Source organism: Aestuariirhabdus litorea (assembly GCF_003864255.1).
GTDB lineage: Bacteria > Pseudomonadota > Gammaproteobacteria > Pseudomonadales > Aestuariirhabdaceae > Aestuariirhabdus > Aestuariirhabdus litorea.
The window spans coordinates 1,030,797-1,049,908 of sequence record NZ_QWEZ01000001.1 but is presented as its reverse complement, the minus strand read 5'-3'; the positions used below and the strand labels follow the sequence as shown (position 1 = coordinate 1,049,908).

Genomic DNA, 19,112 nt, shown 5'->3' with positions numbered 1-19,112 from the left:
CGATGTTGGCTTATTAAGGGAGCCAAGTAGCCGGGATGCTTTTCGATCTTGACTGCTTATCAAACAGTCACAGCCTCAACGAACAATACCCGCACACCAAAATCAATAATGGGCACGCAGCAACGCCTGCAGTGCGTTCGGCCAGGGGCTATGACAAAACAGCACGTGCAACTGATGGAACCTGAAAGATGAGTACGGTAACCAATACTTCGTCCTACAATTATAAGGTCGTACGCCAGTTTGCCATTATGACGGTCGTTTGGGGGATCGTTGGAATGGCAGTTGGAGTCTTAATCGCGACCCAGCTGGTTTTCCCCGATTTAAACCTCGAGCCTTACCTGACCTTTGGCCGCCTGCGTCCGCTTCACACCAACGCAGTGATCTTCGCCTTTGGTGGTAGCGCCCTGTTCGCCACCTCCTACTACGTGGTTCAGCGCACCTGTCAGGCGCGCCTGATCTCCGATAGCCTGGCGGCATTTACCTTCTGGGGTTGGCAACTGGTCATCGTATTGGCCGCTATTACCCTGCCCCTGGGCATCACCCAGGCCAAGGAGTACGCTGAGCTGGAGTGGCCTATCGCCATTTTGATCGCAGTGGTCTGGGTGTGCTATGCAATCGTGTTCTTCGGCACCATCATGAAGCGCAAAAGCAAGCATATCTATGTCGCCAACTGGTTCTTCGGCGGTTTTATCCTCACGGTTGCCATACTTCATATCGTTAACAACATTGTGATTCCGGTTAACCTGTGGAAATCCTACTCCGTCTACGCAGGCGCGCAGGATGCCATGATCCAGTGGTGGTATGGCCACAACGCCGTTGGCTTCTTCCTGACTGCCGGTTTCCTTGGCATGATGTACTACTTCGTACCCAAGCAGGCAGGCCGCCCGGTCTACTCCTATCGCCTCTCCATCGTCCACTTCTGGGCCCTGGTTGCGATCTATATCTGGGCCGGCCCACACCACTTGCACTACACCGCCCTGCCCGACTGGGCCCAGAGCCTGGGTATGGTGATGTCCCTGATTCTGCTCGCTCCCTCCTGGGGCGGTATGATCAACGGCATGATGACCCTGAGCGGCGCCTGGCACAAACTGCGTACCGACCCGGTACTGCGCTTCCTGGTGGTATCGCTCTCCTTCTACGGCATGTCGACCTTCGAAGGTCCGATGATGGCGATCAAGACCGTTAACGCACTCTCCCACTACACCGACTGGACCATTGGTCACGTACACGCCGGTGCCCTGGGCTGGGTTGCCATGGTATCGATCGGCTGTCTTTACCACCTGATCCCACGCCTCTGGGGCAAGGATCAGATGGCCAGCATCTCCCTCATCAACACTCACTTCTGGCTGGCCACCATCGGCACCGTGCTCTACATCGCTTCCATGTGGGTGAACGGCATTACCCAGGGTCTGATGTGGCGTGCAGTCAACAACGACGGCACCCTCACCTACAGCTTTATCGAATCGGTGCAGGCCAGTGAGTTTGGATACGTTGTGCGTGCCATCGGCGGGGCCTTCTTCCTGCTGGGCATGCTCCTGATGGCTTACAACACCTGGGTCACCGTTCGCAACGCCGATCCGGCTAAAGCGAACGCCGCGGCTCAGATGGCGTAGGGGGAACAGAACTATGAATCACGAAATCGTCGAAAAAAATATCGGCTTGATGATGGTCGGCCTGATTGTCGCCATCAGCTTTGGTGCCCTGGTAGAGATCGTACCTCTGTTCTTCCAGGAAGAAACCACCAAGCCCGTTGCGGGACTGAAACCCCACAACGCGCTGCAACTGGAAGGTCGCGACATCTATATCCGTGAAGGCTGCCTTGGCTGCCATTCACAGATGATCCGCCCCTTCCGTGCTGAAACCGAGCGCTATGGTCACTACTCCGTAGCCGGAGAAAGCGTGTACGAGCACCCCTTCCTGTGGGGCTCCAAGCGAACCGGTCCGGACCTTGCCCGTGTCGGCCAACGTTACTCCGATGACTGGCACCGCGCTCACCTGATCAACCCCCGCGATGTGGTTCCGGCCTCCATCATGCCGTCGTACGCGTTCCTTGCCGAGAGCAAGCTCAGCGGAAAGTACACGGCTGCGAAGATGGAAGCGCTACGTACCGTCGGTGTGCCCTACAGCGATGAAGATATCGCCGGTGCCGCCGATGCCGTTCGTGGCAAGACCGAGCTTGACGCACTGGTTGCCTACCTGCAGAACCTGGGCACTGTGATCACTCAGAAGCGGTAAACATTGTGGATATCAATACATTACGTGGTCTGGCTACTGTTTTCGCGCTGGTTGCGTTCATTGGCGTTGTCCTCTGGGCCTACAGTTCCGGCAAGAAAAAGGACTTTGATGAGGCGGCTAACCTGCCCTTCGAAGACGATCCAGACGCACTGGATAACTCTGATCAGGAGAAGAAATCATGACTAGTTTCTGGAGTTGGTGGATCATCCTGCTGACCACCGCGTGCATCGCGTTGGTCACCTGGGTCCTGTTTGCCAACCGTACCTCGACTCTGGGTAGTGGAAAGACTACCGGTCACAGCTACGATGGCATCGAAGAGTATGACAACCCCCTGCCCGGCTGGTGGTTCCAGATGTTTGTTGCCACCCTGCTGTTCGGCGCTGGCTACTTGATCTACTACCCCGGCATGGGCAGCTTCCCCGGTATTGGCGGCTGGACCCAGGTCGGTCAGTATGAGGAGGAGATGCAAGAGGCGGAGCAACTGTACGGCCCTATCTACGCCAAGTTCAGCGCCATGCCGATCGAAGAGGTCGCCAAGGATGAGCAGGCGGTACAGATGGGACAGCGTATCTTCGCCAATAACTGTGCCCTGTGCCACGGCTCCGATGCCCGCGGCGCCTTCGGCTTCCCCAACCTGACCGACGGCACCTGGCTCTACGGCGGTACTGCCGCTGCGATCAAGGCCTCTGTCGCCAACGGTCGTAAAGGGCAGATGCCCGCCTGGGGTGCTGTCATTGGCGACAAAGGGGTTACCGATGTCACCGCCTATGTGCGCGCCCTGAGCGGCATTGAGCAGACAGCGGATGCGACCCAGCTGGCCTCTGGCAAGAAGATCTTCGACGCCACCTGTGCGGCTTGCCACGGTGCGAACGGCGAGGGCAACCAGGCCCTGGGCGCCCCCAACCTGGCGGATAACAACTGGCTTTATGGCTCTTCAGCGGCCCGTGTTGCCTACACCATCCGTAACGGCCGTAACGGTGTAATGCCTGCCTGGAACGATATTCTGGGCGAGGACAAGGTCCACCTGGTAACGGCCTACGTCTACAGCCTGTCGAATAAGTAAACCCTTTCGGCTGCCCTTCACGGGCAGCCGGTTTTCCATAGCGTTGTTATCCGTCACCCCGGGATCGATAATGGCGTAATGAGCATGCACAACGCTATGGAAAACCGTACACTCTCCTCGCTCGAAGGCCCCTTCGGGCGTTGACCGATTGATCCTTATCGTCTGGAGTTCTGATGAACACACCTGTAGACCCCAAGGAACCTGGTAATAATCCCGTCGAAACCATTGAGGTAGTGGATCTTTACCAAAAAAGGGAGCAGATCTACACACGCTCATTCAAAGGGATTTACCGTAACCTGCGCCTTGCCGGTGGCTGGTTCCTGTTTCTGCTCTATTTTGGCTTCGCCTGGGTCAACTGGGAGGGACAGCAGATTATTCTGTGGGACCTGCCCGCCCGCAAGTTTCACCTGTTCGGCACTACCTTCTGGCCCCAGGACTTTATGCTGCTCTCCTGGCTGCTGATTATTTGCGCCTTTGGCCTCTTCTTTATCACGGTGCTGGCCGGCCGTATCTGGTGTGGCTACACCTGCCCCCAAAGCGTCTACACCTGGATCTACATGTGGGCCGAGCGGGTCACTGAAGGCGAGCGCAACCGCCGCATCAAGCTCGACCAGGAGCCGGTGAGCGCCGGCAAACTGCTACGCAAAAGTGCCAAGCACGCCATCTGGTTGTTCATCGCTTTCGCCACCGGGGTCACCTTTGTCGGTTATTTCACCCCGATTCGCGAACTGGTGCCCAACCTGCTGAGCCTTGAGGTCGGCGCCTGGGCGACCTTCTGGATTCTGTTCTTCACGGTTTGTACCTACGTCAATGCCGGCTTCCTGCGCGAGCAGGTGTGCATCTACATGTGCCCCTACGCCCGCTTCCAGTCGGTGATGTTTGACCAGGACACCCTGATCGTCTCCTACGATCCCGCCCGGGGTGAAACCCGAGGCCCCCGCCGCAAAGAGGCCGATTACAAGGCCGAAGGGCTGGGCGACTGTATCGACTGTAAGGTCTGTGTCCACGTATGCCCGGTGGGTATCGACATTCGTGACGGACTGCAATACGAGTGCATCGGCTGCGCCGCCTGTATCGATGGCTGCGACGAGATTATGGATAAGATGGGTTACCCCCGGGGCCTGATCAGCTACACCACTGAGCACAATCTCGAGGGGGGCAAAACCAAGATCCTTCGCCCCCGCCTGCTCGGCTACCTGGCGGTGCTGCTGATCATGATCGGCATGGTGGTCTACACCCTCAATACCCGGATTCCGCTGTCGATGGAGGTGCTGCGTGACCGCAACAGCCTCTTCAGCGAAACCAACCAGGGTATGATCGAGAACGTCTACACCCTGAAGATCGCCAACATGGATGGCCGGGATCACCACTTCCAGATCACCGCCAGCGGCCTTGAGGGGCTCAGTTATGAGGGTGAGGAGGTCGTGCTGGTCCATTCCGGTGATGTCGCCTCGGTTCCCGTTCGCCTGCAGGCCGATCCCCGGCAGATCAAAACCCGCACCACCAATATCCAGTTTGAGGTGCGCTCCGTCGATGATGAAAGGGTCGGAGGCATTCAGGAGAGCCGCTTTATCGGCCCTACCCAGCTGTGAGCCTCCAGCCCACCCCACTACAAACCGGTAGCCCTTCCCCAGGGCTACCCCTAACGAGCCGTACCCAATGAGCAAGACGATCCCACACCCCACCGATGAAACCGTTGCCCCCTGGTATCGCCAGGGCTGGTTCTGGTTCGTATTTGGTATCCCGCTGGCCTCCATCTGCCTGGGCACCACCATGGTCATCGTGGCATTCACCCACCAGGACAGCCTGGTGAAGGATGAGTACTATCGCGATGGCAAAGCGATCAACGAAGTACTGGCCCGCAACCTGCGCGCCGAGGAGCTGGAGGTCGCCGCCGCGATCAGCATCGACGAGCTCACCGGCGAGGTGGCACTGCAACTGAGCAGCCGGGAGCAGCAGATGCCTGAGACCCTGCGCCTGAGCTTCCTCTCCCCCACCCTGGCCAGTCAGGACCAGATCCTGGATATGAAGCAGATCGCGCCCGGCCGCTATATCGGCCAGCTTGAGAGCCAGATCAGCGGGCGTCGTTACCTCCACCTTGAGACCATTGAGGCGCAGGACTCCTTTAAGCCCTCCGAAGAGGGGTGGCTGATCGAGTCCCAACAGCAGATCGAAGCGGGCAGCCGCTTTATCATGGGCCACGCGGGCTCCTGAGGCAGGTGGCGCCAGCGTCGATCGCAGGTGGCTCGATCATGTTTAACCCTTATGCATAAAGGTGCCTTTTGACCATGGCCGAGGGCACAACTCACTGTTACCACTGCGGCGAGGCTATCCGCAGTGGCCCCCGCTTCGAGGCCACTCTGGCGGGCGAGATCAAGCCGATGTGCTGCATCGGCTGCAAAGTCGTGGCTGAGGCGATTGACCAGGGGGGGCTGGGCAACTACTACCGCTACCGCTCCAAGCTGGCAGTCACCCCCGAGCCGGTCGCCGACAGCTACCGCGAAGAGCTGCAACTCTACGATCAACCCTCATTGCAAAGGGGCTTTGTGCACCACCACGCCGATGGCACCCTGCAGGCGACACTCATCATTGAGGGGATTACCTGCGCGGCCTGTGTGTGGCTGCTGGAACAGCAGCTGAAACAGTTCGATGCGGTGGAGTCGGCATCGGTCAATCTCAGTACCCACCAGGCCAACATACGCTGGCATCCCGACCAACTAAAACTGAGCCAGCTCCTGGAGCGGATCGCCAGCATTGGTTACCGCCCCCACCCCTACCTGCCGAACCAGCAGGACACCATCGTACGTCGCGAAAACCGGCTTGCCATTCGTCGCCTCGCGGTCAGCGGCATCGGCATGATGCAGGTGATGATGTACGCCATTGCCCTCTATGCCGGCGCTATGCAGGGGATGGAGACGGTGCACCGAGACTTTTTGCGCTGGGTCAGTTTCGTCGTTGCCACCCCGGTGGTGCTCTACGCTGCCCGCCCCTTTTTTGAGGCCACCTGGCGCGACATGAAGACCCGCCACCTGAGCATGGATGTGCCGGTCTCGATCGCCATTGGCGGCGCTTACCTGGCCAGCAGCTGGGCCATGCTGTTCGGCGGCGGGGAGGTCTACTTCGACTCGGTCTGTATGTTTACCTTCCTGCTGCTGCTGGGTCGTTTCCTGGAGATGCGCGCGCGCCACCGCACCAACCGCAGCGGCAACGCCCTGCTCAGCCTGCTTCCGGCCAGCGCGGTGCGGGTGAGCGACGGTAGCGAGGAACGCATTGCCATCGGCGAACTGGAGGTGGGTGATCGGGTTCGGGTGGGACCGGGCCAGAACATTCCCGCCGATGGTCTTGTGCTGGAGGGGTGCAGCAGTGTCGATGAGTCGGCGCTAACCGGCGAGTATATGCCGATCCGCAAGGAGGCTGGAGACCGGGTCATCGCCGGTAGCGCCAATGCCGAGAACAGCCTGCTGATCGAGGTCAGCAACATTGGTACCGAGACCCGCCTGTCCGCCATTGTGCGCCTGCTCGACCGGGCTCAGCAGGAGAAACCCAGGGCCGCCCGTATCGCCGACCGGGTCGCCAGCTGGTTTGTGGCGGCAGTACTGGTGACGGCCGCCCTGGTGTTTGGCTTCTGGTACCAACACGCCCCCAGCGATGCATTCTGGATCACCCTGTCGGTTCTGGTGGTGACCTGTCCCTGTGCCCTCTCGCTGGCAACCCCCACCGCCCTGACAGCCGCTACCGGGTTTCTCCACGGCCGTGGGCTGCTGGTCACCCGTGGCCATGTGCTGGAGTCCCTGAACAGCATTACCCACATCCTGTTCGACAAAACCGGCACCCTGACCCGGGGCAAACTGACTCTGGAGGAGGTCGTCCTGCTGGGAGAGCGGGATCCCGAACAGTGCCTGGCCCTGGCCGCGCGCCTGGAGGCACAGTCGGAACATCCCATCGCGCGGGTGTTTCAGCGTCCCGAGCTCCCGGCAGCGGAGCAGCTGCGGCATCTTACCGGAGAGGGGGTCGAGGGCGTCATCAACGGCCAGCGCTACCGCCTGGGCAAACCCGGCTTTGCCCTGCCCGGCGCCCCCCTTGCAACCCCAAAGGCGGAGGGACAGTGGCTGCTACTGGCCCATAACGAAGCTCCCCTGTGCTGGTTTCGTCTCAACGACCAGCTGCGCCCCGAAGCGGCTGACACCGTCGCCCGCCTGCAACAGCAGGGCTACCGGGTAGAGCTGGTCAGCGGAGACGCCGCGCCGGTGGTGGATGCGATGGCCAGCCAGCTTAACACCGACCTTTCCCTGGCGGCTGCAACCCCGGATATCAAGCTCGACCACCTACAGGCACTGCAAAAAGCGGGTGCCCGTGTATTGATGGTAGGCGACGGTATCAATGACGTACCGGTGCTGGCGGCCGCCGATATCTCAATTGCCATGGGGGGAGCCTCCGACCTGGCCAAGACCAATGCCGACATGGTGCTGATGTCCGGCGACCTCAACCAGCTTACCGATGCCCTGCATATTGCAGCGAAAACCCGCGCCATCATTCGCCAGAACATCGCCTGGGCACTGGGGTATAATCTGTTAGCCCTGCCGCTGGCGGCCAGCGGCCTGCTTGCCCCCTGGATGGCAGCCATCGGCATGGCGACCAGCTCACTGGTGGTGGTGGGTAACGCCCTGCGCCTGGGGCGAGCCATCCCATCCAATCGTTAAGGGAGTCCCCCCGTGGAATCGATCTACCTGCTGATCCCGATCGCCCTGCTGTTTGTTGCCCTCGGCGTATGGATCTTTTTCTGGGCCGTAGACAACGGGCAGTTCGACGACCTTGAAGGGCCCGCCCACAGCATCCTCTTCGACGAGGAACTCCCGCAAAAGCCATCCAGCGGCGACCAGTCCCAGGAGCAAAAGAACCCTACGTCAGAGAATCCCACCACAGAGAGCCCCAAGCACGGTGACTGACCTCTACCTGCTGTTAACGGCTTTTACCCTGGGACTGTTTGGCGGCGCCCACTGCGTTGGGATGTGTGGCGGGATCATGGCCGCCCTCAGCTCGGGAATGGCACCGGGCAAGGGCCGACTGCTGCCCCTCCTGCTCAGCTACAACCTCGGCCGTATCCTCAGTTACAGCCTGGCCGGCGCCCTGATGGGAAGCCTCGGCTGGGCACTGCAGCAACAGGGCAGCCTGGTGGTGACCGGCATGCGTACCCTGGCCGGGGTGATGTTGATTGCCATGGGGCTCTACCTCGCCAACTGGTGGCGGGGACTGGTGATGGTTGAGCGCGCAGGAGCCCTGCTGTGGAAACCCCTGCAACCCTATGCCAGCCGCCTGCTGCCGGTGCAGAGCGCAGGGCCCGCCCTGCTGCTCGGCCTGCTGTGGGGGTGGTTACCCTGCGGCCTGGTCTACAGTACCCTGATCTGGGCCGCGACCCAGGGCAGTGCCCTCGATGCCGCCCAGTTGATGCTGGCCTTTGGCAGCGGAACCCTGCCCCTGATGCTGGGCGCGGGAATCCTCTCCTCGCGCCTCGGCGATGTGATGCGGAACCGGACAACGCGGGGACTGGCTGGTATGCTGGTGATACTATTCGGGTTATGGACCCTTCCGGGGGGCCATCAACAGTGGTTGATGCAGCTGTTTCAGCCTCTGGCCGCCGGCACTTGATGAGAGTCAACGCATTCGACGGAACCCCTGATTAGACTTTACGTCTGATCCAAAGCGGCGATATGGCTCGTCGTAGACCCTGTGACACTAACGACTGAAAGTGGATATTCAATGAGCAACAAGCTGGTTTGGGACCTTGACCTGATCAAGCGCTACGAAGGCGCCGGTCCCCGTTACACCTCATACCCCACGGCCGTCCAGTTCCACGAACTGTTCAGCATTAACGAATACCGTGCCGCGGCGGCCAAGAGTGTCGAGAAAAACACCCCCCTGTCACTCTACTTTCACCTGCCCTTCTGCACCCACGTTTGCTACTACTGCGGTTGCAACAAAGTGATCACCAAGGATCGCACCAAGGCGATCCCCTACCTGGAGTTGCTGCACCGCGAAATCGAGATGCAGGCGGAGCTGTTCAGCAACCAGCAGATCGTCGAACAGCTGCATTGGGGCGGCGGCACCCCCACCTTCCTCAGCATCGAGCAGATGCAGGCTTTGATGGCCAAAACCCGCCAGCACTTCAACCTGGTGGATGAGAGCGAGGGGGATTTCTCCATCGAGATCGACCCCCGTGAGGCTGACTGGTCCACCATGAATGCCCTGCGCGAGATGGGCTTTAACCGCTGCAGCCTCGGGGTGCAGGACCTTGACCGCAAAGTGCAGAAAGCAGTCAATCGGGAGCAGTCCGAAGAGGCCACCATGGCGATCATCGACGCAGCCCGTACCCTGCAGTTCCAGTCGATCAATATCGACCTCATCTACGGCCTGCCCTTCCAGACCGAAGCCAGCTTCATGAAGACACTGGAGCGGGTCATCGAGATCGCTCCCGACCGGCTGTCGGTGTTTAACTATGCCCACCTTCCCGAGCGCTTTATGCCCCAGCGGCGGATCAATGCCGAAGACCTGCCCTCGTCCGCTGAGAAGCTGGCGATCATGCAAAACACCACCGAGCGGCTGCTCGAGGCGGGCTATGTCTACATCGGCATGGATCATTTCGCCCGTCCCGATGACGAGCTGGCGATTGCCCAGGAGTCGGGCACCCTGCACCGTAACTTCCAGGGCTACACCACCCACGCCCATTGCGACCTCGTCGGCATGGGGGTTTCCTCTATCAGCCAGGTCAATGGCGCCTACAGCCAGAACCACGCCGACATCAAGATGTACATGAACCGCATCGAAAACGGTGAGTTCGCCATCAAGCGTGGCCTAGAGATGAATCAGGACGATTTTATTCGCCAGGCCGTCATCTCACAGCTGATCTGCCACTTTGAGCTCGACTTCTCAAGCATCGAAGCGCGCTGGAACATCAACTTTGCCGACTACTTTGCCAAGGAGCTTCAGCAGTTGCAGCCGATGGCGGAGGATGGGCTGGTCGCACTGGACCAGAACGGCATCGAAGTGACCGGCCGCGGCCGCCTTCTGATCCGCAATATCTGTATGCAGTTCGATCACTATCTGGGACAGGAGAGCAATAAGGGGCGCTTCTCCAAGGTGATCTAACCCCTTCATGTTCGTACCTCTGTGGCGGAGGTACGAACACTCCCCCTTCCCGCCCACTCCCGCTCTTCTGCAGCCTGTCTCTGCAGTAGGGTTTTGTTTTATGCCTGATTTCCCCTACAATGACTGCCAACCTGACACAATGAAGGGGCTTGTTGCCATCCATGAGCTCAAAACTCACCGTTAAGCACGTAAATTCCGTGGCCTGCAAGGAATGCAGCCTGAGCTCGCTCTGCCTGCCCATTGCCCTGGCCATCGACGAAATCGACCAGTTGGATGACATCATCAAGCGGGGACGCCCCCTGAAGAAAGGGGAACACCTGTTTCTTGAGGGAGACCCTTTTACCTCCATCTACGCCGTTCGGTCCGGCGCCCTCAAAACCTATACCTCAACCAATGAGGGAGAGGAGCAGATCACCGGTTTCCAGTTGCCCAGTGAAATTTTGGGCCTGAGCGGTATGGACGGAGACACATACCCTGTCTCCTCCCAGGCCATGGAAACCACCATGGTGTGCGAGATCCCGTTCGAGAAGCTTGACGAGCTGTCGGACAAGCTGCCCCAGTTGCAGAAGCAACTGATGCTACTGATGAGCCGTCGCATCCGTGACGACCAGCAGATGATGCTGCTGCTCAGCAAGAAAAACGCGGACGAACGCATCGCCACCTTCCTGGTCAACCTGTCGGCACGCTTCCGTCGCCGCGGTTACTCCTCCCATGCGTTCCGGCTGTCGATGTCCCGCAACGAGATGGGTAACTACCTGGGGCTTGCGGTAGAAACCGTTAGCCGCGTCTTTACCCGTTTTCAGCGCAGCGGCCTGATCGAAGCCAACGGCAAGGATATCAACATCCTCGACTCGGAGCGCTTGTGCGCCCTGGCCGGCGGTCGCCTGGTCGATAAGCCCAAGGACACCGCTCAGTCGCACTGATAGCCCTCAAGGACCCGCAATGATCTTTGATGAATACTATATTAAATCCCTGGTTCGCCCCATTCAGGACTGGCCTAAACCGGGGGTCACCTTTCGCGACATCACCCCTGTTTACCTCTCCCCCAAGGCCCAGCGTATGGTGGCCGATAGCCTGATCCAGCGCTACGTCGAAACCGAGATCACCCACATCGGCGCCCTCGATGCGCGGGGCTTCCTGCTGGGCTCAGTGCTGGCCTACGAGTTGAACAAGCCCCTGGTACTGTTTCGCAAACAGGGCAAACTCCCCTCCGATACCCTGCAGCAGGCATACGATATCGAGTATGGACAGGCGGTACTGGAAGTTCATAAGGACGCCATCCCGGCAGGCGCCAGCGTACTGTTGCTGGATGACCTGATCGCCACCGGCGGCACTCTGTGCGCCGCCGCCTCCCTGGTGAAGGCGCTGCAAGCGACCATCTACGAAGCGGCCGCGATTATCGATCTGCCCGATCTCGGCGGTAGCCAGCGCCTGCAGGACCTTGGCATACCCACCTACACCCTCTGCGCATTCTAATTCCTGAGGGCGCCCCTCTGCAGCGGGGCACCCTTTCCCCCTTTAGCCTGTAAATAGTCAAATCAGCTAAGCCCCTGCAACACCCATAGCCAAAGATTCCAAAAAAAAAGAAAAAACAATCAAAAACAGGCTGTTAGGCGGATGTTTTGTGTCTAGAATCAAATTTACCTGCTAACTTTGGCAATCAATCATCGACGGCAGGCTTCATAGGGACACTGGGGGGTGAACCGATGGGAATTGATGCCGAGCAGCTCGGCCTGCATATTATTCAACCCACTTTGACCGAGTGTGGTTATTACACCGCTGCGGCCCAGCGGCTGTTACTGGGCACTGCCGCCGCCGAGAGCAACCTGGGGGAGCAGCTCTACGGCAAAGAGGGCGGACTGGGTCTCTACCGCATTTCACCGCAGGTGCACCAACAGGTATGGGACGATTACCTGGTGCACTATCCAGACCTCGCCAGCCGCACCCGGGGGCTCGCAAGCCAGCGTCACTTTTTGCAACAGCCCCACCAGGAGCTGGTTTTTAACCTCACCTACGCCACGGCGATCGCCTGGTTTAACTACCTGCGTTGCGGTGCCGACCTGACGGGGGTTGAGGCATCCAACACCCAGGCCCTGGCCGATATCTGGTGGCACTACTACCACCCAACCGACCCCGACGGGGCTCGCTTTGTAAAGCACTACCCCTTAACACGAGCCGCGTAACGGGTCAGCACCGTAGCCTTAGGCGCCGGATACTGATAAAAAGGGGTCTGACTCCCAAGGCCCCGTTTTATGAAAATCCTGCTTGCCCCCGACTCCTTCAAAGGCTCCCTTAGCGCCGCTGAGTTTTGTACCATCGCCCGACGGGCGATACTGGCTCAATTACCCTCGGCGATCGTTCACAGCTGCCCCCTGGCCGATGGGGGCGAGGGCACCGTCGATGCCCTGATTGCCAACACCCAGGGAGAGCGCATCAGGCTCGAGGTAACCGGCCCCCTGGGTGACCCGGTTGAGGCCAGCTACGGCATCCTCGGGGATGGCACCACCGCAGTTATCGAGATGGCCAGCGCCTCGGGGCTTCCGCTGGTGCCACCCAAACGGCGCGACCCCATGCTCACGACCACTTTTGGCACCGGCGAACTGATGCGAGATGCCCTGTCGAGGGGCTGCACCCACCTGATTCTGGGAATCGGCGGCAGTGCTACCCACGATGCCGGTGCCGGCGCCCTCAGTGCCCTGGGGGCGCTCCTGCTCGATGCCGAAGGCAAGCCCATCGGCGCGGGGGCCAAAGGCCTGCTGACCCTTAACCAGATCGACCTCAAAGGGCTGGACCCTCGCCTGCAGGGGGCTCGCCTTGAGATCGCCTGCGATGTGGCCAACCCCCTGCTCGGTCGCAATGGCGCCACTGCGGTCTATGCCCCCCAGAAAGGGGCCGGCCCGGAGCAGATGGCGGAACTGGAATCGGCGCTCGAGCGCTTTGTCACCGTGGCCTGCCGTGACTGCCACCTTCCTGCGGCCCTCTTTGATCAGCCCGGCTGCGGGGCAGCCGGAGGCCTGGGCGCAGGACTCACCGCGGCCCTGGGCGCGACGCTAAAGCCGGGCTTCCCGATCATCGCCGATGCACTGGGGCTGGAGGAGCGTCTTGAGCGGGAGCGGTATGACCTGATCATCACCGGTGAAGGAGAGATCAACAGCCAAACCCTGGAGGGAAAGCTGCCCGTGGGCGTTGCCCGCCTGGCCGCGGTGCGCGAAATACCGGTGATTGCCGTGGTGGGAAACATAGGCGAAGGGGCCGAGCGCACCCACAGCGAAGGGATCGGTAGCATCCACAGCATCGTCCCCGGAGCCTGCTCTCTGGAAGCGGCCATGTCACAGGCACCGCAGCTGCTGGAACGCTGTGTCGGGCAGCTGATCCGCCTCTGGCGCCTGGCTAAGGAGAGCTAATCCCGGCTTACTGGGGTGTAAAGCGGGCCTCGATCCGGAACCCGGCATTCAGGTCCTCATGGATCAGGGTCATCTCCCCGGGCTTGATATTGATGATGCCCTGCGCCGCCATCACCCGGGTTTCAGGTACCTGGATACCGCTCGGCTGGGTATCGAGGGCAATGAGCTGCGAGCGGGCCACCTGGTACTCCAGGTTGGCCAACTGGCGCATATCAAAGGCAGGGTTACTCAGCGTAAAACTGACCCGGAACCCGTCATCCAGGCTGTCGGAGGTCAAATTGGTGATCAGGGTGCCATTACTGACCCCGCTTTCAGCACTCTTGACGTAACTGACCTCGCGTCCCGAAAAGGCTCTGTAGGGCTGATTGAAGCGGTTACGGTACTGATAGGTCTCCTGCTTGCCATCGTAACTGAGGACGAAGTCGATCACATAGCTGTCCGCAGCCAGGCTCCACCCACTCCAGCACAGGGTCACCAGCAGCAGGAGAAAACGGGCATTCATGGGGTACCTCCCGGCCGTTAGCCCTGTAGGCGCTCCGCACAGCGGATGCAATGGCGCGTAAAGGGCATCGCCTTCAATCGTGCTTCAGGGATGGTTTCACCGCAGCTGTCGCACAGCTCATATTCATCCTCATCCATACGACGCAACGCCAGCTTGATGCTGCGCAACTCGAGGGCCGCCTCCTGGCCAATCGCCTCCAACACCTCATCATTTTCCCGTTCCTGTGCCTGCTCTGACCAATCCTGGTTGCCAGGTTTGGTCAGGTGCTGGTCAATGCGCCCGAGGCGATCCTCCAGCTCCCGCTGTTTTTTGAGCAGATCTTCACGCACCTGTGAGTACTTCATGGACTCTCCTGATCATTAAAGGGGTTTTTGCTGCGGTCACCCAGAGACTTTTATACCAGCTGAGCAGCATAGATATAACATTGGACCACAGTCCACCAGTGTAGTTTCCCTGTCACCCGCAACGCTTGATACAGATCAACGGGGCGACGCCACACTGCAGGCGAGTGTCATACTGATCTCGCTCAGGGGGCGCCCACACTGGGCCTGCCAGCCATTAAATGCCTGCTGCACCAGCGCCAGGTCACGCTGGCTAGTGGGCGCCTTGTCGACCACACCCTGGGCTTTAAGGGCCGTCACCACATCATTCGAGAGCATAAAGGTATCCTTGCCCACCATGCGCAGAAAAGCCGCGCCCGAGCTGCCCCCCAGGTGAGCCCCCCGCTTGGCCAGCCAGCGCCACAGCCCGGTAATATCGTTGCAGGGCCACTGGGCCAGAAATCGTCCTACGCTGCCGTGCTCCGCGGCAATATCCAGCACCATCTGGGCATTAACGGGAACAGTCCGCAGCTTGCCCCTATGGCGAATAAGGTCGCGGTTCTGCATCAACTGGTCAATCTGCTCCTCACTCAGCAGCGCCAGCGCTTCCGGCTTGAAGCCCCATAATGCCTCCTCAAAGGCCGGCCATTTGCTGTCAACCAATGAGTGCTTCAGCCCGGCGCGGAAGATGCGCCGGGTGATGGCCGAGAGGTAATCGCTGTCGCTGAGCGAGACCAGCTCGTCATCGGTCGACACCCGAGGAAGTCGCTGCACCAGCTCTCCCTCCCCCCAGCGCTCAAGGGCCCGCTCTCGAATTCGCTCAAACCGCTCCATACACTTCCCTCCAAACGCCGCTACGCGCCCTTACCAGTACAGGGGGCTTCCGCTATAATAGCCGCCCTTTTGAGCAGACCGGCCTGCAGGCCCCTAACTTCACTATGTCCATCGCCCCCTCCAGTTCCCCTGTTCCCAGCGAAGAGAGCGCCAAGAGCGTCAACCAGAACAAGCTGCACAAGCGCCTTCGCCGTTACGTCGGCCGTGCCATCGCAGACTTTAATATGATCGCCGACGGCGACCGCGTTATGTGCTGCCTGTCGGGAGGCAAGGACAGCTTCGTGATGCTCGACATCCTGCGTAACCTGCAGCAATACGCGCCGGTCAACTTCGACATTGTGGCGGTCAACCTGGACCAGAAGCAACCGGGATTTCCCGCCGAGGTGCTACCCAACTACCTCGAGTCGCTGGGCGTTGAGTACCGGATTGTCGAAGAGGACACCTACAGCATCGTCAAGGAGAAGGTACCGGAGGGGAAAACCACCTGTGCCCTCTGCTCACGCTTACGCCGCGGCATTCTCTACCGCACGGCCACCGAGCTGGGAGCGACCAAGATTGCCCTCGGTCACCACCGCGACGATATTCTGGAAACCCTGCTACTCAACATGTTCTACGGCGGCAAGATGAAAGGCATGCCTCCCAAACTGGTGAGCGACGATGGCCAGCAGATGGTGATTCGACCCCTGGCCTATTGCCCGGAGAAGGACCTGATTCGCTACGCGCAGCTCAAGAACTTCCCTATCATTCCCTGCAATCTCTGCGGCTCCCAGGAGAACCTGCAGCGCCAGGCAATCAAGCAGATGCTCAACGACTGGGACCGACGTTTCCCCGGGCGCATTGAAAGCATGTTTACGGCCATGCAGAACATTGTGCCCTCCCATATGGCCGATACCGGGCTGTTTGATTTTGCGAGCCTGCAGACCCAGGAGGGTGCCTTCGCCGACGGCGACACCGCTTTCGACGCGCCAGAGCTCCCCGCTCAGTTCATGGGCAGCGCAGAGTCCTCCGAGCAGCGGGATCCGGCAGCCATGGTCAAAATCGTTAACGTATAGGGGCCCATGGGGCAGTCTCCCCAACGGCAGCAGGCAGGCGCCCCAAAGCGGGGGTAGGCTCTACCCCTCTTTGCTGTCGGCGTCTTTGCGGGCCACCCCGGTGCTCCCCAGAACACCGTAGTCATACTCGGCCAGCTGATTAGTGCGGATCATCGCCTGGATCTCTCGCACGTAATCCTCCCCGCGTGAGGAGTAGGCGAGCAGCCCCTCCGCCAACCACTCGCTCGCTTCGTGACCTCGCCCCACCCGCCGAAAACCGCGCCGCAGCTCGCGCAGCTCATGATAACTGGGTTGGCTATTGATATTGTGGAAGTAGCCCGCCACCGATCCCGCTACCGATTTAAAACGCCTCACCTCGTAGGACTTACCCTCGGGCCGGGAGGCAGGAACGATTCCGCACCCCGGCTTGAAGCACCACTGGCCAAAAAGATTGTTACCCTGACGTGCGAAACGGGAGGTTCCCCAGGCGGATTCGTTGGCGGCCTGAGCCATCACCAGTGAGGGTGGAATCTGGTCGACTCGCATCAAGAGCTCATCCATCACCTGCGGCGGAACAGCAGACGCCTCTTCCACCTCCCAGTTCACCCTGTACTTCCGGGCCAGGTCGCTCAGCCACCTCAGCTCCCGATCGTTGGGCTCTTTCTCTCGCAACGCCAACAGCCTGGAGCGTGTCTCTGCTATCTGGCGGTTCTGCTCGACAATAAAGGGGTACAGAAAATCGAAAAATCGGCGTTTCTTCTCACCAACATCGGCAATCTGGTTGAAGTCCGGTAACGGCTTCCCCAGCAACGCCGAAGAGGACACCGCCCCCTCACCAGAGACCCCCTCCGGCGCACCGTAGTAGGTGGTCGCCGCCCACCAGCAACCCACCGCAATCACACATACCCGTAGACCTTGTTGCATCAAGCACCCTGTGCGTTCCCTTACAGAGCCCAATATGGTACCGCGGCACAGCTTAATCAAGTCTTGCTGGTGAGGGGCAGCGCTTTCCCATCAGCGGTCCAGCGACTACAATGCAGCTTTTCTGCAATGGACCCGAGCATGACCCAGGACAGCCCCTTCAGCCCCGCGCTGGAAACCTTTTTTGGCTCCGAGCAACTTCCCGAAGACGCGCTGGACCTGATGGAAGCCCATGGCTTCCTCACCGCTCTCAACATCGGACCCCAGGCGATGGAGCCCCCCCAATGGCTCGCCGAGCTGTTTGGAGGCGCTATCCCGGACTCTGCAGAGGGCTCCGAGGCCTGTAACGAGCTGGTCAACCTGAAAGCCGCCATTCACCGCACGCTATACTCCGATAGCGACCTGCTACTGCCCTGCACACTGGAGGCCGACGAGGCGCTTGACGACTCCGACCTCCGTAGCTGGTGCATTGGCTTTGTAGCGGCTCACCTGCTGGACGAGGAGCGCTGGTATGAACGCGATGAGCAACTGGCCAGTGAGCTGCTGCTGCCCTTGCTGGTGCTCTCCGGACTGCTCGAAGAGGAGAGCGAGGAGTTTGCAGAGATGGCCGCCGACCGTGGGCTGGTGGAAGATATGGCACAACAACTGCCCCAGGTGCTGACCGAACTTTATCTGCTTTACCAGGCCCCGGAGGAGAAGCCAGGTTTCGACAAGTCCGCTCGGGGAGCCAGTAAAGGAAGCCCCCGTAACGGGAAAAAGAGCGCTGGCAAACGCCGCAACGGCTAGTGATGAGGGCCGGGGCGGGGGTCGCCCCTGCCCTGCTGCAGGAGACAGCGTCCCGCTCCCCATTGAATCATCCTCGACACCTTACAACCCCGATCCCGGTACCCTGCCAAGAAACCATCTCCGATTGGCAAGGTTTTGATGACAGTCACACCCCCTTACCGGCAGAGGCGAAAGCGGGGAAATTGAAATGGCAGGGAGAAACCACATAGGGTAAATTTAGGAGATCAGGTAGCCAAGGACTCCGCACCACCATGTCAACCATGCTGTACGAACTCTCTTTTAGTGGCGAACTGGTGGCCGGCGCCGATCCGGCCCAGGCAAGGGAGAATCTCGGAAAACTCTTCAAGGCCAATGCGGCCCAGTTGGATCGTCTCTTTTCCGGCCAGCGGGTGATCATCAAGAACAACCTGGAGCTCCCTGCGGGACGAAAATACCTGCAGGCCTTTAACAAGGCGGGCGTTAAGGGTCACCTGTTTGATATGGCAACCGGTCGCGAGTGGATAGACCCCCTGGCCGCTGCGCCGGTGGACGAACCCCCAGTCTCTGCAAACGAAACACGACCACAGCCTACCCCTGCTCGCGCCGACTTTGGCACCCGCGCCGAATCAGCCGCAGCACGTCCGGCACAGGCTTTGGTGGGGACGGCCAGCGCCCAGGTGGAGGTGGCGACCCCTGGTTGGGATATCGCTCCGACCGGGGCTGACATGCAGGACAGTTACGAGCACAACGACCCGGAAGCCCCCGACACCAGCCACCTCTCACTGCGTCCGATGAAGGGTAACCTGGTCGACCCGGAACCCCGCAACGATCCCCCTCCCCCGGATACCAGTCACCTCCGACTGGAGGAATAAACCCCAAAAAAAACGGCGCCAG

21 protein-coding genes are annotated in these 19,112 nt (G+C 60.1%); 17 read left to right on the top strand and 4 right to left on the bottom strand.

Annotated features, from left to right (window positions below; all coding sequences use genetic code 11):
• The first annotated feature begins 188 nt into the window (after nt 1–188).
• From ccoN to D0544_RS04910, 14 genes are all read left to right on the top strand, one after another.
• The gene (gene ccoN, locus D0544_RS04975) at nt 189–1,613 is read left to right on the top strand and encodes a cytochrome-c oxidase, cbb3-type subunit I (protein ID WP_125014892.1); all 1,425 of its coding nucleotides are present in this window, start codon (nt 189–191) and stop codon (nt 1,611–1,613) included.
• Between the two features lie 13 nt (nt 1,614–1,626).
• Nucleotides 1,627–2,235 (top strand): cytochrome-c oxidase, cbb3-type subunit II, encoded by a 609-nt coding sequence (gene ccoO, locus D0544_RS04970; RefSeq protein ID WP_125014891.1) that lies wholly within the window; start codon nt 1,627–1,629, stop codon nt 2,233–2,235.
• A gap of 5 nt (nt 2,236–2,240) precedes the next feature.
• Nucleotides 2,241–2,417: a cbb3-type cytochrome oxidase subunit 3 gene (locus D0544_RS04965; protein WP_125014890.1), complete on the top strand. Its 177-nt coding sequence runs from the start codon at nt 2,241–2,243 to the stop codon at nt 2,415–2,417.
• Nucleotides 2,414–3,298, top strand: coding sequence for a cytochrome-c oxidase, cbb3-type subunit III (gene ccoP, locus D0544_RS04960; protein WP_125014889.1), 885 nt, complete (start codon nt 2,414–2,416; stop codon nt 3,296–3,298). Before D0544_RS04965 ends, ccoP begins: the two co-directional genes overlap by 4 nt.
• 173 nt (nt 3,299–3,471) lie before the next feature.
• Nucleotides 3,472–4,890: a cytochrome c oxidase accessory protein CcoG gene (ccoG, locus tag D0544_RS04955; RefSeq protein ID WP_125014888.1), complete on the top strand. Its 1,419-nt coding sequence runs from the start codon at nt 3,472–3,474 to the stop codon at nt 4,888–4,890.
• Between the two features lie 67 nt (nt 4,891–4,957).
• Complete coding sequence (locus D0544_RS04950; RefSeq protein ID WP_125014887.1) at nt 4,958–5,512, top strand: FixH family protein; 555 nt, start codon at nt 4,958–4,960, stop codon at nt 5,510–5,512.
• 74 nt (nt 5,513–5,586) lie between these two features.
• A complete protein-coding gene (locus D0544_RS04945; RefSeq protein WP_125014886.1) occupies nt 5,587–7,998 on the top strand; it encodes a heavy metal translocating P-type ATPase in 2,412 nt (803 codons plus the stop codon).
• 12 nt (nt 7,999–8,010) lie between these two features.
• Nucleotides 8,011–8,244: a cbb3-type cytochrome oxidase assembly protein CcoS gene (gene ccoS, locus D0544_RS04940; protein ID WP_125014885.1), complete on the top strand. Its 234-nt coding sequence runs from the start codon at nt 8,011–8,013 to the stop codon at nt 8,242–8,244.
• Nucleotides 8,237–8,944: a sulfite exporter TauE/SafE family protein gene (locus tag D0544_RS04935; protein WP_125014884.1), complete on the top strand. Its 708-nt coding sequence runs from the start codon at nt 8,237–8,239 to the stop codon at nt 8,942–8,944. Before ccoS ends, D0544_RS04935 begins: the two co-directional genes overlap by 8 nt.
• 111 nt (nt 8,945–9,055) lie before the next feature.
• Complete coding sequence (hemN, locus tag D0544_RS04930; RefSeq protein ID WP_125014883.1) at nt 9,056–10,441, top strand: oxygen-independent coproporphyrinogen III oxidase; 1,386 nt, start codon at nt 9,056–9,058, stop codon at nt 10,439–10,441.
• A 161-nt stretch (nt 10,442–10,602) separates the two neighbouring features.
• Complete coding sequence (fnr, locus tag D0544_RS04925) at nt 10,603–11,364, top strand: fumarate/nitrate reduction transcriptional regulator Fnr (protein ID WP_125014882.1); 762 nt, start codon at nt 10,603–10,605, stop codon at nt 11,362–11,364.
• Between the two features lie 19 nt (nt 11,365–11,383).
• On the top strand, nt 11,384–11,917 hold the full coding sequence (locus D0544_RS04920) for an adenine phosphoribosyltransferase (protein ID WP_125014881.1): 534 nt from the start codon (nt 11,384–11,386) through the stop codon (nt 11,915–11,917).
• 230 nt (nt 11,918–12,147) lie between these two features.
• On the top strand, nt 12,148–12,624 hold the full coding sequence (locus D0544_RS04915) for a hypothetical protein (protein WP_125014880.1): 477 nt from the start codon (nt 12,148–12,150) through the stop codon (nt 12,622–12,624).
• Nucleotides 12,625–12,693: 69 nt separating this feature from the next.
• A complete protein-coding gene (locus tag D0544_RS04910) occupies nt 12,694–13,845 on the top strand; it encodes a glycerate kinase (protein WP_125014879.1) in 1,152 nt (383 codons plus the stop codon).
• 7 nt (nt 13,846–13,852) lie between these two features.
• On the opposite strand, the gene D0544_RS04905 is transcribed toward D0544_RS04910, so the two are convergent.
• From D0544_RS04905 to D0544_RS04895, 3 genes are all read right to left on the bottom strand, one after another.
• Nucleotides 13,853–14,347, bottom strand: a complete 495-nt coding sequence (locus tag D0544_RS04905; RefSeq protein ID WP_125014878.1) for a hypothetical protein — start codon at nt 14,345–14,347, stop codon at nt 13,853–13,855.
• 17 nt (nt 14,348–14,364) lie between these two features.
• Nucleotides 14,365–14,691 carry a TraR/DksA family transcriptional regulator gene (locus D0544_RS04900; protein ID WP_125014877.1) on the bottom strand — a complete coding sequence of 109 codons (327 nt, stop codon included), beginning with the start codon at nt 14,689–14,691 and terminating at the stop codon, nt 14,365–14,367.
• Between the two features lie 135 nt (nt 14,692–14,826).
• Nucleotides 14,827–15,501 (bottom strand): DNA-3-methyladenine glycosylase I, encoded by a 675-nt coding sequence (locus D0544_RS04895; protein ID WP_125014876.1) that lies wholly within the window; start codon nt 15,499–15,501, stop codon nt 14,827–14,829.
• Nucleotides 15,502–15,605: 104 nt separating this feature from the next.
• Here D0544_RS04895 and ttcA point away from each other — a divergent pair, with 104 nt between their 5' ends.
• A complete protein-coding gene (ttcA, locus tag D0544_RS04890) occupies nt 15,606–16,553 on the top strand; it encodes a tRNA 2-thiocytidine(32) synthetase TtcA (RefSeq protein WP_125014875.1) in 948 nt (315 codons plus the stop codon).
• A 60-nt stretch (nt 16,554–16,613) separates the two neighbouring features.
• Here the strand turns inward: ttcA and D0544_RS04885 are convergent, their stop codons facing one another.
• Nucleotides 16,614–17,456 (bottom strand): glucosaminidase domain-containing protein, encoded by an 843-nt coding sequence (locus tag D0544_RS04885; RefSeq protein WP_125014874.1) that lies wholly within the window; start codon nt 17,454–17,456, stop codon nt 16,614–16,616.
• 138 nt (nt 17,457–17,594) lie between these two features.
• Between D0544_RS04885 and D0544_RS04880 the strand changes: the two genes are divergently transcribed.
• Nucleotides 17,595–18,239 carry a YecA/YgfB family protein gene (locus tag D0544_RS04880; RefSeq protein ID WP_164880838.1) on the top strand — a complete coding sequence of 215 codons (645 nt, stop codon included), beginning with the start codon at nt 17,595–17,597 and terminating at the stop codon, nt 18,237–18,239.
• 251 nt (nt 18,240–18,490) lie between these two features.
• Complete coding sequence (locus D0544_RS04875) at nt 18,491–19,090, top strand: hypothetical protein (RefSeq protein WP_125014872.1); 600 nt, start codon at nt 18,491–18,493, stop codon at nt 19,088–19,090.
• Nucleotides 19,091–19,112 lie beyond the last annotated feature (22 nt).

Coding starts and splice junctions, on each gene's coding strand:
- hemN (WP_125014883.1), top strand. CDS start 9,056: ATGAGCAACAAGCTGGTTTGGGACCTTGACCTGATCAAGCGCTACGAA.
- ccoO (WP_125014891.1), top strand. CDS start 1,627: ATGAATCACGAAATCGTCGAAAAAAATATCGGCTTGATGATGGTCGGC.
- ttcA (WP_125014875.1), top strand. CDS start 15,606: ATGTCCATCGCCCCCTCCAGTTCCCCTGTTCCCAGCGAAGAGAGCGCC.
- D0544_RS04900 (WP_125014877.1), bottom strand. CDS start 14,691: ATGAAGTACTCACAGGTGCGTGAAGATCTGCTCAAAAAACAGCGGGAG.
- D0544_RS04915 (WP_125014880.1), top strand. CDS start 12,148: ATGGGAATTGATGCCGAGCAGCTCGGCCTGCATATTATTCAACCCACT.
- ccoP (WP_125014889.1), top strand. CDS start 2,414: ATGACTAGTTTCTGGAGTTGGTGGATCATCCTGCTGACCACCGCGTGC.
- ccoG (WP_125014888.1), top strand. CDS start 3,472: ATGAACACACCTGTAGACCCCAAGGAACCTGGTAATAATCCCGTCGAA.
- D0544_RS04875 (WP_125014872.1), top strand. CDS start 18,491: ATGTCAACCATGCTGTACGAACTCTCTTTTAGTGGCGAACTGGTGGCC.
- ccoN (WP_125014892.1), top strand. CDS start 189: ATGAGTACGGTAACCAATACTTCGTCCTACAATTATAAGGTCGTACGC.
- D0544_RS04920 (WP_125014881.1), top strand. CDS start 11,384: ATGATCTTTGATGAATACTATATTAAATCCCTGGTTCGCCCCATTCAG.
- D0544_RS04910 (WP_125014879.1), top strand. CDS start 12,694: ATGAAAATCCTGCTTGCCCCCGACTCCTTCAAAGGCTCCCTTAGCGCC.
- D0544_RS04880 (WP_164880838.1), top strand. CDS start 17,595: ATGACCCAGGACAGCCCCTTCAGCCCCGCGCTGGAAACCTTTTTTGGC.
- D0544_RS04945 (WP_125014886.1), top strand. CDS start 5,587: ATGGCCGAGGGCACAACTCACTGTTACCACTGCGGCGAGGCTATCCGC.
- D0544_RS04905 (WP_125014878.1), bottom strand. CDS start 14,347: ATGAATGCCCGTTTTCTCCTGCTGCTGGTGACCCTGTGCTGGAGTGGG.
- fnr (WP_125014882.1), top strand. CDS start 10,603: ATGAGCTCAAAACTCACCGTTAAGCACGTAAATTCCGTGGCCTGCAAG.
- D0544_RS04950 (WP_125014887.1), top strand. CDS start 4,958: ATGAGCAAGACGATCCCACACCCCACCGATGAAACCGTTGCCCCCTGG.
- D0544_RS04895 (WP_125014876.1), bottom strand. CDS start 15,501: ATGGAGCGGTTTGAGCGAATTCGAGAGCGGGCCCTTGAGCGCTGGGGG.
- D0544_RS04885 (WP_125014874.1), bottom strand. CDS start 17,456: ATGCAACAAGGTCTACGGGTATGTGTGATTGCGGTGGGTTGCTGGTGG.